Consider the following 17018-nt stretch of genomic DNA (forward strand, 5'->3'; position numbering starts at 1 on the left):
TCGAGGGCGTGCGCGGCAGGATGTCCGGGAGCCTGACCTGAAATGCGCGCTGGCGGCGATCCAGCGCGCATTTCAGGTCAGGCTCCAGGAGGTGCGGCGCGTTAAAAACAGATGCCCAGCGTGCAGCCAGTGGACACGGGCGTATAGTGCCCGTGTACATAATAGATGATGGCGGAAATGATCACGACCATCGAGATCAGAGCGTAAAGCTCGAATTTATGCATCTGCAGCATTTCCATTTTTCAGGCACGAGGCTGTCCGGGCGCTTGTTATAACATGCGCCCTTGTGCGGAAACCAGCGCGCGAAAAAGGAATTGCTTTCCGGCGGTCGGCGGACTTGGAGGCGGGGCATCGCACGTCCCTGCCCCGGGTGGGTTGTTCAGGCGGTGCGCGAGGAGTCGGGCACCGCTGAAACGCGGGCCTTGCGGGTGGCGGCGCCGCGCCGGCGCAGGACCCACATGACGCCGCCGGAGATCGAGAAATAGAGCAGGGCCGCGCCGGTGATGCCGACGGCCGTGCGCCACAGGCCGGCGATGACGGTGGGGCCGGCCAGCTTGGACTCGTGCAGCGTGTGCAGCCACATGAAGGTCAGTTCGCCCGTACGCTGTTGGGCCGGGTCGCGGGTGAAGCGCATCGTGTCGGCATCGGCATCGTACCGCACGGTGGCCGGGCGGTTGGGGCCGTAGGCGGGCATGACGATGTTGAAGGATTGCTCGGCCGGGCGGCCGCCCAGATGGGCTGACGTCAGGACGACGTCGGGCATCTGGGCGTGCAGGGCGGCCAGGGCCGCGTCCAGGCCCTGCTCGCCGGGGATGGCGGGGGCCGCCTGGTCGGGGTGGTCGCCGTGGTGCATGCGGCTGTGGGCCGGGCGGTCGCCGCGACCGCCGCCACCACCACCTTGGGCGCCGAAGAGCGGGCGGGCGAAGGGGAAGGCCAGGACCGCGCCGCTGAGGGCGAGGAACAGCATGACCCACAGCGTCCAGAAACCGAAGCTGATATGGGTTTCGCGCCACAGCCGATAGCCCCTGGCCCGGGACGAGACGAGGACCGTGCGGCGCCATTTGCCCGAGGCCCACAGGGCCGGATGCGGCCACCACAGGAGCAGGCCGGTGATGGCCATGACGCTGAGCAGGATGCCCATGGTGCCGGTGGCGTACTGGCCGTAAGGCAGCAGCAGCAGGTCCGCGTGCAGGTTATGCAGCACGCGCAGCCCGTGGGGCTGGATATGCGTGCGGATGACCGTGGCGTGGGATGGGTCGACCATCACCTCGAACTCCGGGTGGCGCTCGCCGGCCGGGCCGAAGGCGACGAGAGCGCTGTCACCCGGCCAGCGGGCGGGATCGAAGCGCAGGGGCTGCGTGCCGGCGGGGGCCACGGCGCGCGCGGCGCCGATCATGGCCTCGGCCCCCAGGGGCGGGCCGGCCACCGGAACGGCGGAACGACCCGCCAGCAGCAGCGGCAGGACCACCAGCAGCAGCCCGGTCAGGCCCTGCAACGCGAACGGCAGGATCAGGGCCAGCCCGATCCAGCGATGAATTTTCCGAAGCACGCGCCACCATGTTAATGCGAATTATTCGCACATTATCGGACATGCAATGTTCGTGCAAGGCGGGGGCCTGTGCGGACGGTGCGGCTGACCGAAAATATGGGCTGGAGCAGATCCTGTTTGAACGTGTGCGTTCGAACAGGTGGAAATGCTCTGGTGAGCGCGCGTGCCGCGCGGCGGCACGGCCATCGTGTGTTTGCGGGCATCGGAGCGGAGCGGCCTTGAGGGCCGCGGGCACCGTAGCGCCTGCGGGTTATTCGATGCCCAGCATGCGCATCTTGCGGTAGAAGGTGGCGCGGCTGATGCCCAGGCCGCGTGCCGCGCGGGTCACGTTGCCTTGCGTGGCGGCCAGGGCGGAGCGGATGACGCTTTCTTCCGCCTTGCGGAAACTGGGGGAATCGTCGCCCTCCAGCGCCGAGAGCAGGTTGGGCTGCTCGCGGATCATCTCATCCGTCCAGTGCATCAGGGTACGGGCCGCGCGCGTGGCGCCGACCACCTGCCCGCCCTCGTCGACCGCGACCAGCGGCGCGGATACGCCGTCGGCCGTGTCCAGCAGCAGGATCTTGCGCCCCTCATAGCGGTTGCGGAACAGTTGGTCCTCGATCCGCCGGCCGGCCTGGGTGAGCGTATCCATCAGTAGGGGGGCGGCGTGGCGCGAGGAGTCGCCGTGGAAGGCGGCGAGATTGAGCGCGCCGACCATCTGGCCCTGCGCATCGAAGATCGGGGCCGCGAAGCTGGCCAGCAGCGACAGGCAGAAACGCCAGTGCTCGCCCTGGCCCAGGAAGATCGGGTCGCCATCGCGGACGCAGGTGCCCACGCCGTTGGTGCCGGCGACCGCTTCGTCCCAGATCGCACCCTGTTGCAGGCCCATCCGGCGGCAATGGGCCGACTGGGCATCGTCCGCGCAGCGTGCCAGCAGCATGGCGTCGGGGTCCGCCAGCAGGACCAGCAGCCCCAGCGGGTGGACCAGATCGAACAGGCGCCGCATCTCGGGCAGGGCCGCCCGCATCAGGGGGGCGGAACGCCCGCTGAGATGGCGGAATTCGGCGCCGCTGAGAATGTGGGCCGCCCATCCCTGGGCCGGATCGACATGGTGGGAGGCGGCGCACCGCTGCCATGAGCGTTCCACCATGATGGCACCGGCGCCGTTTCGCGCCGTGCCTGCATTGCCTTTATTGGGAACCGCACATTCCATCGCTTGCCGCGCTCGCATCGCTCACAACACGCCCTGCCGCGCCGAACCTGCCTCTTCCGTGCGGGAGCGGCACTGCAAGACCCATCAGGCCCTTCCGTGCCTGATTTTACGCATAATACATATATACATCTTCTAACCGCCGCCACGTCAATGTCCGGAAGAGGGTGTGGCGGGCAAAAGATCGTGATAATCGGTAATATTCCGGTAAATCCGCTTACCAGAGATAGACCAGCTTGATGTAATAAGCGTTGCTCTCGGGCGTATTCCGGCCTTCGACCGAATGGGTATAGCGCGTTGTAAACGAGAAGTTCTTCGCGATATTGAACATCATACCGACACCGAGTGCCACTTCGCGGCTGCTGGAATCCTTTACGTAGCTGCGGCGGGTATTGTTGTAGGTGCCGGTGACGTTCTGCCAGTCGAGCGCGAAGAACGGTTCGAGCAGTTTGGTGGCCTTCCAGCTCCAGCGCAGGTTCGTATAGAACACCACGCCGGGGAAATAGCTGTTCTGGCCCCTGATATGCTTGGTCGAGCCGACCACCGTGCCCGCGTCGCCGTCGAAGCTGAAATGCTTCCATTCGTAATCGAAGATGAAGCTGGAGATGTTCGACCAGTAATTGGGCGAGGTGGCGTCGCGCGTGCCCTCGGGCGTCTCCATGAAGGTCTGGAAGCCGAAGGTGCTGTGGGCGTTCGGCTTGAACCAGGCGGCGGGGCCGACGATGGTGGGGCCGAACCCGCCATAATTCTTGCCGTTGGCCAGCGTGAAGCTCTCGCTCTGGATCAGTTCAAAGGCGAAGCCGACACCGGGGACGGCATCGAAGCTGCGGAAATGGACGTATTTGGTCATGCCCGACCAGGTGTGGCTGCCTTCGCCCGGCGTGCGCGCGCCCGAGCCATTATAGTAAGAGCCGGCCGCATTGCCGTCGCCGTACTGCACCAGCACGTTGAACGGCTTGAAATCGACCGGCAGGTCATATTCGTGGGGGCCGATGATGCCCAGCGTGACGTCCGAGGCATGCGCCGCCGACGCGGCGGCGAGCAGGACGACGCCGGGAATGGAAAACCGGGCCAGGGCCCGTAGCCATACCGACTGTTCTGTCAAACGCATTGGTTTGATTTCCGTTGAGGGCGATACCGGGCGCGCAGGGCGCGCCCGGTATTCCTTGTTACTTGTTACTTATTACTTGTGACCTGTTGCTTCTTATTGGGCGGAGGGAGCCGTGCCCTGGGCGCCGTCGAGCGTGTAGGCGATGATGTAGTCGCCGCTGCGCGTGCCCAGGCCGCCATGGCCGCCGGCCGCGATCAGGACATACTGCTTGCCGCCGATCTCGTAGGACATCGGGGTGGCCTGGCCGCCCGCCGGCAGGCGGTCGCGCCAGATCACCTGGCCGGTCGCGAGGTCGAAGGCCCGCAGGTAGTCGTCGGCGGTGGCGCCCATGAAGACCACGCCGCCCTTGGTCACGATATTGCCCGCGACGTTATACATCCCGGTGGGAAGCGGAATGTTGTTGTGCGTCCGGAAGGGACCGGTGTCGCGGGTGGTGCCGACCGGGTGCTGCCACACGATCTTCTTCGTCACCAGGTCGATCGCCGTGATCGTGCCCCAGATCGGGCCCTTGCAGGGGATCTGCAGCGGGTTCAGCCAGGGGTTGGTGTAGGCGATGTAGGGCGTGCCGTAGTCGGGCGAGACCGACAGCGCGTCGCCCTTGGCCGCGGGCTCTTCGCCCTGGCCGTTCCATTTCGGCAGGGTGCCGGGGCCTTCCAGCGTCTGGCGATGGTCCAGCTTGATGCGGAACGGCAGGTAGCTCGCGTTCGCCAGCATGATCTTGCGCTGCGGGTCGATCGTGATGCCCTGCCAGTCGACCACGCCGTAGAACGCGGGATAGACGACCGTGGTCTGGCCGACATGCGGCGGGGTGAACTGCCCGTCATAGGCCGACTGGCGGTACTCGATGCGGCAGATCATCTGATCCAGCAGCGTCGCGCCCCACATATCGCTCTCTTTGAGGTCCGGCGGGGAGACCGACGGCATGGCGACCGGGAAGGGCTGCGTCGGCGACACGCGGTCGTCGGGCGCGACGCCGGCGGTCGGCACCTTGCGTTCCTCGACCGGGTAGCCGGGGACCGGCTGGCCGGTGCGGCGATCCAGGACGAAGAATTCACCACGCTTGGTGCTCTGCACCAGGGCGGGGATCATCTCGCCGTTCGGGCCGGGCAGGTCGACCATCGACGGGCCGGACGGGATGTCCATGTCCCACAGGTCGTGATGGACGGTCTGGTAGGTCCAGCGGCGTTCACCCGTCACGATATCCAGTGCGATCGTCGCCGAGGAGGTGGCGTCGTCGAACGGACGGCGCGTGCCACCCCAGTTGTCGGGCGGCGAGTTGCCGGTGGGCAGGTAGACCAGGCCCAGGTCGGGGTCGGCCGTGTAGACGCCCCAGGCGTTCGGCGTGTCGCGCGTCAGCACGTCATCCGGGCCGGGCTTCCAGGTTTCCGGCGTGTGGCCGGCATCCCACGCCCAGGCGATCTCGCCCGTCGTGGCGTCGAAGCCGCGCACGGCGCCGGAGGGCTCGAAATTGGCCTGGTTGTCGAAGATCCAGCCGCCGGTGATCAGGCGGTTCTTCGCCACCAGCGGCGGCGAGGTGATGAAGTGGAAGCCGTGGGGCACGTGGCCCAGATACTGGCGCATGGAGATGAAGCCATGATCGCCGAAATCGTCGCACGGTTTGCCGGTTTCGGCATTCAGCGCCACGATCCGGACGTCGGCCACCGGCGAATAGATGCGCGTGCGGCAGCTCGTCTCGATCTCGTCCGGGATCTTGTAGTAGCTGACGCCACGGCAGGCGAGATAGACGTTCTTGTCCAGGTCATCCTTCGCGGGATGCGGGTCGAACTTCCATTTGACCTTGCCGGTCGCCGCGTCCATGGCGATCACCCAGCTATGGGGCGTGCACATATACAGCGTGTCGCCGACCTTGATCGGCGTGACTTCCAGGTTGAATTCGTGGCCCTGGTCGGGGCCGGCGACGGTGCCTTCGCCATCCTGCTGGACGTCGCCCGTGCGGGTGACCCAGGCGCGCTTCAACTGGCCGATATTGGCCTTGGTGATCTGGGCCAGGGGCGAGTAGCGGTCGCCGCCCACGGTGCGGCCATAGGCCTGCCAGTCGGCCGCCGGGACGCCGTCGGCGGCGGGATCGGCTTCCTGCGCCGCCATGCGGTCGGCCGGCACCGTGCCGTCGATCGAATAGGAGGTGAAGCAGCTGATCACCAGCGCCAGGACGCCGACGCCGACGGCGCCAAGCATTTCGCGCTTTTCGGCCAGCCAGCTTCCGCCCTGGGTCCAGACCCACGGCAGCAGCATCCACACACCGATGCCCACCAGGGTCATCAGGCGCACTTCGAGGTTCCAGATATTGAACCCGGCTTCGAAGAGCGCCCAGAGGGTGGAGACCAGCAGCAGCCCGGCATAGAGCCGCAGCGCCAGCTTGGGTGACCTGATGCCCGTCACCGCGGCGCCGATCATAACGCCGCCGGCCAGGACATAGAACCAGGACCCACCGAGGACGGCCAGATAGCCACCGCCCAGGAAAAGAAATAGCCCTACAAGGGCCAGCAAGATCGAGGTGACGATCGAGAACACACTCGTACTCATCTCGCGTATGTTCCTATTCTATACTAAAGTTTCCGTGATCCGGAACAACTCGTGAGGCTGCGGCCCCATGGCTATTGCCGACGAGCCTGCTTATCGGCAGGAAGGTTTTCGTATCGCTACGATCCTGTAAGCTTTCTCACACGAACGTGTCCCGACCTGTGGCGACTGTCGCAAAGCTGAGACAATGCCTGTTCGCCCGGAGGCGGCGGTGAACGGTGGGTCGGCGCTTTTAAAGCTATCGGTATATGATTTATGCATAGCTGCATCCCGTCGATATGCCCCCTCCCCTTTTGCGGATTCCCTTCATGTCCGATGTCGCCCGCTACGAGTATTTCCTGTTCCTGCTGCTGGTGATCCTGGCGCTGGAGCGGCTGGCGCGGCGGCTGGCGCTGCCGCCGGCGGCGGCCTTCATCCTGGGTGGCACCGGGCTGGCCCTGCTGCCGGGCACGCCGGAACTGACGCTGGACCCCGACCTGGTGATGGTCGTGTTTCTGCCGCCGCTGCTGATGAGCAGTGCCTGGTTCACGGCCTGGCACGAATTCCGCCGCAACCTGCGCGGCATCCTGGCGCTGGCGGTCGGCACCACGCTGTTCACCACGCTGGCCGTGGGCGTTGCGGCCCGGCTGGCGGTGCCGTCGCTGCCCTGGGCGGTGTGCTTCACGCTGGGGGCCATTGTCTCGCCGCCCGATGCCGTGGCCGCCGAGGCCGCGATGGAGCGGCTGAGCCTGCCGGGGCGGCTGACCTCGCTGCTGCTGGGGGAGAGCCTGCTGAACGACGCCACCGGGCTGGTGCTGTTTCGCTTCGCGCTGGCGGCGGCGCTGACCGGGCTGTTCGACCCGATGGCGGCGGTGGGGGCGTTCTGCCTCGTTTCGGTCGGCGGGGTGGCGGTCGGCGCGGTGCTGGGATGGAGCGGGCTGTGGCTGATCCGCCGGTTGCGCGACAGCGACCTGGTCATTACCGCGACCGTGCTGTTGGCGGCGGCCGCCTATATCGGGGCCGACCGGCTGCATGTGTCCGGCGTGCTGGCCACGGTGACCACCGGACTGATGCTGGGGTGGAACCAGCATGCCGATTTCACCGCCAGTACGCGCGTGCGCGGGCTGGCGTTCTGGAAGGTGATGGTCTTTCTGCTGCAATCGGTGCTGTTCATCCTGATCGGCCTGTCGCTGCGCGGGGTGCTGCACCGGCTGGAGGGGACGACCGACCTGCTGCATGCGCTGGTGATCCCGATTGCCGCCATTCTGGGGGCCATGATCATCTCGCGCTTCGTGTGGCTGTTTGGGGCCGACGCGGTGCGGGCGGTGCTGCGCCGCTGGTGGCCGCGCCATTTTGCCGCCCCTTCCCTGCCCGAGACGATCATCATGGGCTGGTCGGGCATGCGCGGGGTGGTGACGCTGGCGGCGGCGCTGTCATTACCCGAGAGCCTGCCGGGGCGTGACCTGGCGCTGTGCTGCGCCTTTGCGGCGATCCTGGTCACGGTGCTGTTGCAGGGGATTACGCTGGAACCGCTGGTGCGTGCCCTGAAGGTGACCGATGACGACGCGGCGGGCATCCAGACCAGCGAGAACGCCGCCTGGGTGCGGGTGGCCGAGGCCCAGCTTCGCGCCATCGAGCGGGCATCGCGCCAGCCCGACGGCAGCGAGCGCCACCCGCGCCTGCTGGAACAATACCGTTATCGCCTGCGCGTGACCCGCGACTATGCGCGGGATATGTCCGCCCACCGGCCGGAGGAAATCGCGCATTACGAGGCGGTGCTGGCGGCGATCCAGGCGGCGCGGGCCGAGATCCTGGACCTGCATCGCCACGGGCAGATCCATGACCATGTGCTGCGCGAGATGGAACAGGACCTGGACATGCAGGAGATCGCGGCGGAGGCGCGGTTGTGACGTGTGATCACAACATCCTGAATCGCGCCTCCAGATCTGGTCAGATGCTTGCAGGGCGCGGCCGATGCAGGCGAATGACCAATGTCGACGCGATAAAGACGATGACCGAGATAACGCGAAATCCGTAGGATGAATCGTGAGACAGATCCAATGATCTTCCAACGAGATACGGGCCTATGAATCCCCCGAGTTGCGAGATCGTATTAATAGTCGCGACAACGATGGATGATGACCGATCATCATCACCTTGTCCTCCCAGGGACCAAATAAGGGGTGTTGCCGCCATGAACAGGCTCGCGGCAATCGCCATGCATGGCAATGCCAGATAAATATTAAACTTAAAAAAAGTAGAAATAAAAAGAGAAAAAGATCCGATAATCCCGCAATAAAATATAAATCCCGCATGACTCTTAAAAAGATCGGACAGGTAGCCGATAACGGGAAGAAAAACCAACCCCAGCACATAAGGGGATGACGACAAAAAACCAATCCCCCATAAATTGCTTGTAGAATTCTTCGCGATCAAGTCTGGCAAGCTTAATATAATGGAATAGACACCAATATTAAGCGCAAGCATGTCAAAGCTCAGTATCCAGACCGATCGAGAGAACAATGTTCGGAAAAAATTGCCGCCCGCCTCCTGCGCCGGAAGTTCCTGCGCAATGAAATGAGCATTGCGGAGCGCACGCTGCTCAGAATATGAGAGAAAAGAAAGATCGCTAGGCTGATTTCGCAATATACAATACAGTAACACTCCTAGAAAAATAGTCGGTGCGCCCTCAACAAAAAACAACCATTGCCAATCCTGAAGATGACCGACGCCATGCAGTTCCTGCATAATGAATGCGGAAAAAGGGCCAACAATGATTCCGCTCAGTAATGCACCGCTGATCATGACGCTCATTACCGTTCCATGCATCTGTTGCGGGTAGCATTTCTGCAAATACAATGCCAAGCCAGGCAGAAAGCCTGCCTCGGCAACCCCCAGGAAAAATCTTAGAACAGAAAATTCATAAATAGTGGATACAAATGTCGTTAAAGCCGCAATAAGTCCCCAGGTGATCATGGTTCGAGCCAGCCCGAAGCGGGGACCTGATTTCTGGATCCATAGAGCACTGGGTACGTTGAAGAGACTATAGCCTAAAAAATAAATTCCCATTCCAAGAGCGAAATCTCCATCGGTGAAGTGAAAATCTCTGGCCATTCTGACTTTGGCAATACCAACATTAACCTTGTCGGCAAAATTCAAAATATACGCGAGAGCGAAGATCGGACCAAGAATGAGCGTTATCTTCATTAGGGCTCTACGATAATCCATATCTTGCGCCGTCGACATTTTAATTGCCTTTGTATCGCGTATTGATGCAAAATCAGCCATCCAGAAACATGCAGACCATGCTCCAATGGCGATTTATATCGTTACGTAAGCTTATAATGAAAAAGATATGAACAAGAAGCGCCAAGAGCGTTCCTGGCCCCGGCTGCGATATGGAATCGCCGCGAGCATGGATAGAAACATGCCATTGGCGCTTTGCCAGTCTGTGGATACAAACGGATGAAACTCTAGAAACCGGTCGATATCGACCCCATCACGGCCAAGGGAGCGGCGATCGAATAGGTTGGCGATTGACCCGCGATTGTATGCCCATTGATACCGACCTGCGTTCTGGCATTTGAAGTCACGCTTGTCACGGCACCGAGATATTTGTTATTCGCCATATTGACTATATTGAATTTGATAATCGGGCTCTCAAGAAAGGAGTAGTTGCGGAAACGATATCCGATGCCCGCATTGGCAGTCACGTATTTCGGCAATGCCTCATCGTTCATCAGTGTCGAGTACTGAGACGCTACATATCTTATATCGACATTCGCGAAAAAATGCCCATCGTCATAATCCAGACCGAAACTGGCGGTATATTTCGGGCTTCGTACCGCAGTTTTTCCGGCTGTCCTGAGATAGTCCAGTCCATTAAAATAATTGCTATCGTCTGTCGCGTGCAGGTATTCCCATGACGCGTACGGGCGAAGGTGGTGCCAAGGCCTGAGGCCCGCCTGAATATCGATACCCCGGGACGTCTGGCCGCCGACATTGACGACTTCCGTCACCAAGGAGTTGTTTATATAGATTTGAGACGATAGAATGTGATTTGTCATATTATAATTGAATGCCGAAATTGACGCCTCACCAAGACTGGAATGGTATCTGTACCCGATTTCTTCAGAGATGATATATTCAGACCTGGGATTGCTGCTGGCCGCAGACGTAATTTTTCCCGTCAGCGGACTGAAAGTATCAATAAATGACGTATTGCTGGGAGCCCTGTAATTGGTGGATGCATTCGCGTAAATGCTGGAATTGGCATTAATCTGGTAGACCGCGCCCAGATAGGGCATCGGTTTCATTTCACTGAACGACGACTTGTATTGAGCACCAGGCTGCCGGTTGGTCACATCTCTTATAAACCAAAGCAGCTTCAGGCCAGCATCAATCTTGAGTCTGTCATTCATCAAGCTGATCTGGTCGCCGAAAGAAAGGCCATCGGCTGTCGTATAAGAGGTAGCGTTCTGCGATGCGATCGGAGCCGTCACGCCATTGCCGTATGTAGCATATATCAGGCTGTGGTTGCCGAATTGTACGGCAGGATTACCGCTGGATGTCACAGGCGTGACACCGTAAGTGGTATTTTCATTGCTGAATTCGAAAAAATTGCCCACATAAAAATTATTGACGCCAGTCTTGTAGGCCAGTTTGGACGAAAATCCGGTGCGCGTGGTAATCTGGGATGCGGTCGAGGATACAAGGGCCTTTCCATCCTGGATCGAAAGCCCGGAAAGATTGGCGGTTGCCGGCTGATTCCCGATATAGACAGCACCATCTCCCGGCAGCAGTAATCCGCCCTGATTCCCCCCCAACGCGTACTCGAAGTAAGGATTGATGTCGGCAGTCATCTTATCCGTTAACGCAAAATGATTTCTCTGCGAGAGAAATATCGGATAGAAGGCTGTCGAATGCAATTTCCAGTAATTTGAATTATTCGGATACCACTTCTCGCTGTAAGCTCCCGAACTGATGCCATGAAGATTCCAGTTTGCCAGTGTGGGGTTGATGAGATACGGCGTAATGAAATAACTTGCCGTTACGGTTAATGACGAATAGCTTCTCTTTCCCCAGTCCTTGGAAACCTTGAAGTCGACATGATGCTGGACAATTCGTCCGGCACCGGCCAACTGCCCACCCGCTATGTGGTAATAGCTCAGATAGGCCCGCAGTCCGGTAGACCCAACGTCTCCGCTCTCGACACGCATGAATTCACGGTCGGTACCGAAGGAACCATAGGTGAAATCCGCCAGGCCGCCTCTTTTATGCGACGGGTCACGCAATGTCAGACTCATCAGGCCACCGGCGGACCCGAATACCGGCGCCGTGATGTCGCCGCCTGATGGCTGTATGTTTATCGACTGCAGGTCCTCCGATGCGACATATTGGGGGGCGTAGCTATTCATGTTGCCCACGTCGTTGGTCGGCATTCCGTCGAGAAGCATGCCGATTTCATCGGTCGTCAACCCACGTACCGTGATGCTGGATCCTTGTACGCCGAATGGATCGTTCGGCGCGACGTTCACGCCTGGCTCCATTGCAACCAGGCCGATCGGGTTCGTTCCCAGTCCCTGCTTTGCAATGAAATCTCGTGTTACAGTCATCATCGTATTCGAGCTTGTATGATGCGATATCAGCCCCCCGCCCGAAGCACGACCGGTGACGCCCGTCGCGTCAGCTCCGTGGCCCTGAACGGTGATGGTCTCTCTATCAGCATTTGACGACGCCGAATTCGCACTTGTGAGCGTACCGTCAGAAGACCGATTATCCGCCACCGTATCCGGACTGGCATGGCGAGAGAGTTTGTCCGGCTGCGCCGCAAATGCAAACTGGACACAAATTAGAGAGGTCGTTCCGAGAAGTATCGGTAGAGTTTTGTTCAACATTTTACAAATACCTCACCTTTTGTGGACATATTTATTACATAGACCACAATATTTATATTTAATTATATCCAGAATCGCCTTGACTTCCCTCGATCCAATTCTGATCAAGACTTCAGCAGGCGGCGTGTCTTCAGATATCATATCGGTGTTGAACAGAAATGAAGCGCAGATTTTATCCATATTGGATATTTTCCTGATGCGATCCTTTCCCCGAACGGATCACACTGGCCTGGCGCTTGCCCACTGTGCGCCGGTATCCAAGCCCAAGGAATGTCTGCATCATGCTTTTTTCAGAAATCGATTCCGATCAGCCAGGAGCGAGATCGAAGGCCGCCGAGAAGGCTATTGCCGCAATCGAGGCTCTTGACCATGCGATCGGCGCATTCATACGTTTCGACCCGGCGAGAATCCGGTATGATGCAGCCCGGCTCGTATCGGGCCCATTGAACGGACTTACTGTCGGTGTAAAGGACATCATCGATACCGTCCAATATCCGACAAGCTACGGATCGCCCATTTATGATCGCAATGTTCCCGCTGCGGATGCCGCCTGCGTTACGTTGCTGGAAGCGGCGGGCGCAGTGAATGCGGGCAAAACCGTTACCACGGAATTTGCGTTCTTCTATCCGGGAAAGACACGCAACCCATTCGACCTGGCACGGACACCGGGCGGTTCATCGAGCGGATCCGCCGCTGCCGTGGCTGCGGGAATGGTCGATTTCGCCCTGGCCTCGCAGACGGCGGCCTCGCTGACCCGTCCGGCCTCCTATTGCGGTATTGTCGGCTTCAAACCCAGTTACGGGCGCTATAACGCATCCGGTGTAAAGTGGCTCGCGCCATCCTTCGACACCCTGGGTGTGCTTGCGAAGGATGTCGCCACAACGGCCCGCGTCGACGCGGTTCTCCAGGGGCCTGTCCCGGTATCGCCGGCTCTCTCGCCGGCGATACCGGAAACGATCGGCGTTTGTCGTACCCCATGGTGGAATGAAGTCGAAGCTGAGGCGCAGGCAATCTTCGATCAGTCGGTGGCGCTCTTTGCCCAGCACTGCACCATGGTCGAGGTCGATCTTTCCGATTTCGCCATAGCGGCCGAACTGCATATCGCGATCATGAGCTATGAGGTCGCGCAGTCCCTTGCGTCGGAATATCATTCTCATGGTACTCAATTGAGCCCCCAGATTCGTCAGCTCATTGAAAATGGACGTGCGATCACCCCAGCCGCCTATCACCGGGCGTTGAATGATGCCCAGAAACTGCGCCGCAAGATCGAGGCCATATTCGATATCCATGACGTTCTTCTTGCACCCGCCGCCCCCGGTGAAGCCCCTCTGGCATCCACGGGAACGGGCAGCCCGATTTTCAGCCGGCTCTGGACATTACTCCGTCTGCCGACAATCACCATGCCGGGCTTGACAGGGACATCCACGATGCCGATTGGCGTGCAGTTACTGGCACGGATTGGCCAGGATCTGGAATTGCTCAACATTGCGGCATGGGCCGAGACGGTTCTGCCTGCTCGTCCTGTACCCGACCTGAAACCCGCGCATGATCACTCAGAGGCTGTTTGAAAAGTCGGCCTGCCGAGCGAGAGTGCCGCATAAGCGGCACGGCTGGCGTGTATTTTTGAGCATCGGAGCGGAGCGGGCTTAATGCCCGTGAGCACCGAAGCGCAGAAAATGTACGTCGGATCGCCGGCAGGATGACTTTGCAAACAGCCTGCCAAGGCTTCTGTCGTAGACCGTCACAAGCGCAGGCACCTTTTCGCATGTTTCCGACACGTGAGTGCCCGCATCGCCAGTCAAACCAGAAACAGGAGGACAGCATATCGTCTTCCTGCATTGACCGGCGTAACGAGATGCAAAAGAGAGCATGAAAAAATGATTGCAGATCCTGTGCCAGGACGAAAAACGCGATTTCCATATTCGGGGAAGCCGACATATCCCCCTTCATAATCGTCATTCAGATTGATCGAACAGGCGTACCGGCGATGATGGGATGCCTTCTGCGTATTATCCCTGTGCATTCCGAAATGTCCGCGATCACGGGAATCATAACAGCCCAGAACCGCCCGATCGATGTGATCGATCGACGACTGGAACACTTTCTGAATCTCCGGCACGACACGCCGGATGACCCTGTCATGGACTTGCCGCAAGAGAACAGGAGGTAACTCGCTGTCAACACGCCTCTTGATGTCCGGCATATGAAGATAGTCGATGATTCCGTTCTTTTCGACCATGAGTGGCGATGCCATGTTCGCACCCTGGTCGTGGGCTGCCCGTAGCGTGCTGCATAAGGTCTTTTCCAGCACGCTGTCGATCACGATAACAGGAACCGGATTGCCTGATCCATAGTCGGCAAGATCGGGAAGATAGGACGATACATCGAGAATAACATTCATGCTGTCGGAAAAAGAGACGAAAGCACGGCGAAAGATGATCCGCAGGTTCGGGTTAAAGACATACCAGATCGTCTCGTCTAGTGGAGACAGAGGAGCGAAAGCGCATCGGACCGTACCCTCTCCATCGAGCATAACCCGCATGCCGGGGTTCCTGGCCTGAAAATGCAGGTAGGGCTCCGGCTGATTGTCGGGAACGACAAGAAAGAGAATCACACCCCTGTTATCAACGACGTGGGATATCCTGTCTGCCACGCGCTGAAGTTGTTCACTGTTATTGTGTCCGTTCCCAAGAAGGCAAAAGAGCGTAAATCGTCCGCCCGCAGCTTCGAGGCAGAAGGATTTTCCGGAATGGGCGCATATCTGGCTAAGCCAGGGAACCGGGTCGCCAACGTCCAAATTGTCGTGCATGATAGTTCCGTCGATTCCACAGAGTAGAAATGGATATCCTGTTTTCTTTTTATCATCACCTGAAATATCGGTCCAGAAATTCAGTGATGATGTCTCCTTTATCGTAAATTCAGTTTATATCCATTCGGGGTTGCATGGCGTCGGGAGGTAGATGTCGACGATGATCGACTATGAAATCAAGCGTGTCCTCGAGTTTATCAACCGTTCAAGGGTATTCTATGGGGACCGGGTGCCTCTGGCCGAGCCGGATCCCCATTGGAACATCGTAAGCCACGTCATTCTTCGGGCGCTGGCAGGACAGACCGTAACCATATCGGGATTGGTGCAAGTAGCGGGCGTTCCCTACGGCACAGCGTCTCGACATGTGCACCGGATGATCGAGAATGGCCTGCTGATCAAACGACAAAAAACGGCCAAGGGGCGGAGTTATCTCCTGTCGCCTAGTCCGTTGCTGTTCGAAAGTGTCAGCCTTTACGCCGAAACGATCAAGATCGAGATGATGCGGATTTTCGGAGAGCGACGTTTCGCCGCGGAAGATGATTATTTTTTTGGTGGAGAACATCAGACCTGTACGGTGACTGATTCCCATTTTTTCTCGGTGAAGGCGATCCCGGCAGTCGATCAGGTGCGTTTTCTCCTGCACAGGGATTTCTTCTTCGCCTCGGTCCGTCACATGTGGTCCGATTTCCGCCGCATGATCGGCCCCTCGAGAAATTTCGAACTGAAAGATTTGTCTGGCCTGTATGACCAGCTTCTGGATAATGCTGCGCGTGCCGAATCCCAATTCGATGTCGTAGCAATCAATATCGCCTGGCTGGGGGAGTTCGCCCGTCAAGGACTGCTCCATCCACTGGATATGACGCCGCCAGTCGACGACGACATGCCCTGGATGAGCGGCCAATGGCGGGGACGACATTATGCCCGGCCCATCTATGGGGCGATCGAACTGCTGGCCGCTCGACGCGACTGGTTCGAAGAGGCGGGCCTCACACGCCCAAGGCAATTCGCGGACATCATAGCCGCCGGGCGCGCGCTTCATGCCCCGGGCCGGAGTCGCTATGGCATTGTCTGGAGTGCCGGCCGAGGCATTCCGGTTGCCCGCAGCTTCATGATGCTTCTGGGAAACCGCAACATTCCAGCCCTTGAGGGGTTGAACGACAGAGGCGACGGCGACCGGACAACACAGACGATTGATCGGCTATGCGCGCTGCTTCAGAGCGACACCGCCGTCGGAGTGTTGGATGACATGCAGCAATTGCTCACCATTTCACCTTCCGACATTCTGGAGGCCGAGGCCGAGCAGATCCTTGAGACATTCATGGATGGACGGGCAGCTATGGCCTATATCTGGTCCATGCATGCCATGCGCTTCGAAATCGATATCCGCTCCAACGTGAAGCGCCGGGTCACGTATCTTGCCCAGCCAACTGGACTGCGCGGTATCCGTAGACCGATCCCTCTGGACGGGTTCCTGTTGGCGATTCCAGCCAATCTCCCCCCCGAACGCCTGGATCGGGCCTATCGCGTGTTATCCTGGCTGTCCTCACCGGATGCGATTCGCGGACGAATGAGGGATGGAATACCGGTCGCTCCGCTGTTCAGCGTGACGTCGGATCCCGAAGCCACATCACTGGCCCCGATCTATTCCGTGATCGGGGAACTGAAAAACAAGAATATGCTGCATTTCTGGAAAAATCCGCCGGTACCGGAATATGCCCATTTCCAGCAGGTACTGGGCGAGGAAATCCATGATGCGCTGCTCGGCCTGAAAAATCCGGTCGAAGCGTTACGGAATGCCGCCGCGCGCATCATGGCAGCCTGAATGCGGACCAAACAAGCCGATCACGGCCAAAAGCATTTCCACCGAACACAGGTTCAGTAGAAATGCTCTAGTTTATTGTTTTTACGAGCATCTTCACCTGTTCGAACGCACACGTTCAAAC

The 17018-nt window shown here is 59.3% G+C and carries 11 protein-coding genes; 3 read left to right on the forward strand and 8 right to left on the reverse strand.

Annotated elements, in window-relative coordinates:
• Positions 1–101: 101 nt before the first annotated feature.
• From ACMAUO_RS08715 to ACMAUO_RS08735, 5 genes are all read right to left on the reverse strand, one after another.
• Complete coding sequence (locus ACMAUO_RS08715; RefSeq protein WP_420356525.1) at positions 102–224, reverse strand: hypothetical protein; 123 nt, start codon at positions 222–224, stop codon at positions 102–104.
• 155 nt (positions 225–379) lie between these two features.
• Entirely contained in the window at positions 380–1549 is a 1170-nt protein-coding gene (locus ACMAUO_RS08720; protein WP_420356526.1) for a PepSY-associated TM helix domain-containing protein, read from the reverse strand.
• Positions 1550–1799: 250 nt separating this feature from the next.
• Positions 1800–2741: a helix-turn-helix domain-containing protein gene (locus ACMAUO_RS08725; RefSeq protein WP_500862074.1), complete on the reverse strand. Its 942-nt coding sequence runs from the start codon at positions 2739–2741 to the stop codon at positions 1800–1802.
• A 214-nt stretch (positions 2742–2955) separates the two neighbouring features.
• Positions 2956–3849: a transporter gene (locus ACMAUO_RS08730; RefSeq protein ID WP_420356528.1), complete on the reverse strand. Its 894-nt coding sequence runs from the start codon at positions 3847–3849 to the stop codon at positions 2956–2958.
• A gap of 93 nt (positions 3850–3942) precedes the next feature.
• On the reverse strand, positions 3943–6393 hold the full coding sequence (locus tag ACMAUO_RS08735; protein ID WP_420356529.1) for a membrane-bound PQQ-dependent dehydrogenase, glucose/quinate/shikimate family: 2451 nt from the start codon (positions 6391–6393) through the stop codon (positions 3943–3945).
• A 305-nt stretch (positions 6394–6698) separates the two neighbouring features.
• Between ACMAUO_RS08735 and ACMAUO_RS08740 the strand changes: the two genes are divergently transcribed.
• A complete protein-coding gene (locus ACMAUO_RS08740; protein WP_420356530.1) occupies positions 6699–8279 on the forward strand; it encodes a Na+/H+ antiporter in 1581 nt (526 codons plus the stop codon).
• Positions 8280–8319: 40 nt separating this feature from the next.
• Here ACMAUO_RS08740 and ACMAUO_RS08745 read toward each other — a convergent pair whose 3' ends face one another.
• On the reverse strand, positions 8320–9657 hold the full coding sequence (locus tag ACMAUO_RS08745; protein ID WP_420356531.1) for an MFS transporter: 1338 nt from the start codon (positions 9655–9657) through the stop codon (positions 8320–8322).
• Positions 9658–9842: 185 nt separating this feature from the next.
• Positions 9843–12266 carry a TonB-dependent receptor gene (locus tag ACMAUO_RS08750; protein ID WP_420356532.1) on the reverse strand — a complete coding sequence of 808 codons (2424 nt, stop codon included), beginning with the start codon at positions 12264–12266 and terminating at the stop codon, positions 9843–9845.
• A gap of 281 nt (positions 12267–12547) precedes the next feature.
• On the opposite strand from ACMAUO_RS08750, the gene ACMAUO_RS08755 reads away from it, so the two are divergent.
• A complete protein-coding gene (locus ACMAUO_RS08755) occupies positions 12548–13834 on the forward strand; it encodes an amidase (RefSeq protein ID WP_420356533.1) in 1287 nt (428 codons plus the stop codon).
• 230 nt (positions 13835–14064) lie between these two features.
• Here ACMAUO_RS08755 and ACMAUO_RS08760 read toward each other — a convergent pair whose 3' ends face one another.
• Positions 14065–15075, reverse strand: coding sequence for a 2OG-Fe(II) oxygenase (locus ACMAUO_RS08760; RefSeq protein WP_420356534.1), 1011 nt, complete (start codon positions 15073–15075; stop codon positions 14065–14067).
• Positions 15076–15226: 151 nt separating this feature from the next.
• On the opposite strand from ACMAUO_RS08760, the gene ACMAUO_RS08765 reads away from it, so the two are divergent.
• Complete coding sequence (locus ACMAUO_RS08765; RefSeq protein ID WP_420356535.1) at positions 15227–16897, forward strand: extracellular solute-binding protein; 1671 nt, start codon at positions 15227–15229, stop codon at positions 16895–16897.
• Positions 16898–17018: the final 121 nt, after the last annotated feature.

It is taken from the genome of Gluconacetobacter brunescens, from assembly GCF_048695475.1.
Lineage (GTDB): Bacteria > Pseudomonadota > Alphaproteobacteria > Acetobacterales > Acetobacteraceae > Gluconacetobacter.

What these genes read in the sequence shown, in the direction of transcription:
- ACMAUO_RS08715 (WP_420356525.1), bottom strand. Translation starts at nt 224, where the DNA reads ATGCATAAATTCGAGCTTTACGCTCTGATCTCGATGGTCGTGATCATT.
- ACMAUO_RS08725 (WP_500862074.1), bottom strand. Translation starts at nt 2,741, where the DNA reads ATGGAATGTGCGGTTCCCAATAAAGGCAATGCAGGCACGGCGCGAAAC.
- ACMAUO_RS08730 (WP_420356528.1), bottom strand. Translation starts at nt 3,849, where the DNA reads ATGCGTTTGACAGAACAGTCGGTATGGCTACGGGCCCTGGCCCGGTTT.
- ACMAUO_RS08735 (WP_420356529.1), bottom strand. Translation starts at nt 6,393, where the DNA reads ATGAGTACGAGTGTGTTCTCGATCGTCACCTCGATCTTGCTGGCCCTT.
- ACMAUO_RS08740 (WP_420356530.1), top strand. Translation starts at nt 6,699, where the DNA reads ATGTCCGATGTCGCCCGCTACGAGTATTTCCTGTTCCTGCTGCTGGTG.
- ACMAUO_RS08745 (WP_420356531.1), bottom strand. Translation starts at nt 9,657, where the DNA reads ATGGCTGATTTTGCATCAATACGCGATACAAAGGCAATTAAAATGTCG.
- ACMAUO_RS08750 (WP_420356532.1), bottom strand. Translation starts at nt 12,266, where the DNA reads ATGTTGAACAAAACTCTACCGATACTTCTCGGAACGACCTCTCTAATT.
- ACMAUO_RS08755 (WP_420356533.1), top strand. Translation starts at nt 12,548, where the DNA reads ATGCTTTTTTCAGAAATCGATTCCGATCAGCCAGGAGCGAGATCGAAG.
- ACMAUO_RS08760 (WP_420356534.1), bottom strand. Translation starts at nt 15,075, where the DNA reads ATGCACGACAATTTGGACGTTGGCGACCCGGTTCCCTGGCTTAGCCAG.
- ACMAUO_RS08765 (WP_420356535.1), top strand. Translation starts at nt 15,227, where the DNA reads ATGTCGACGATGATCGACTATGAAATCAAGCGTGTCCTCGAGTTTATC.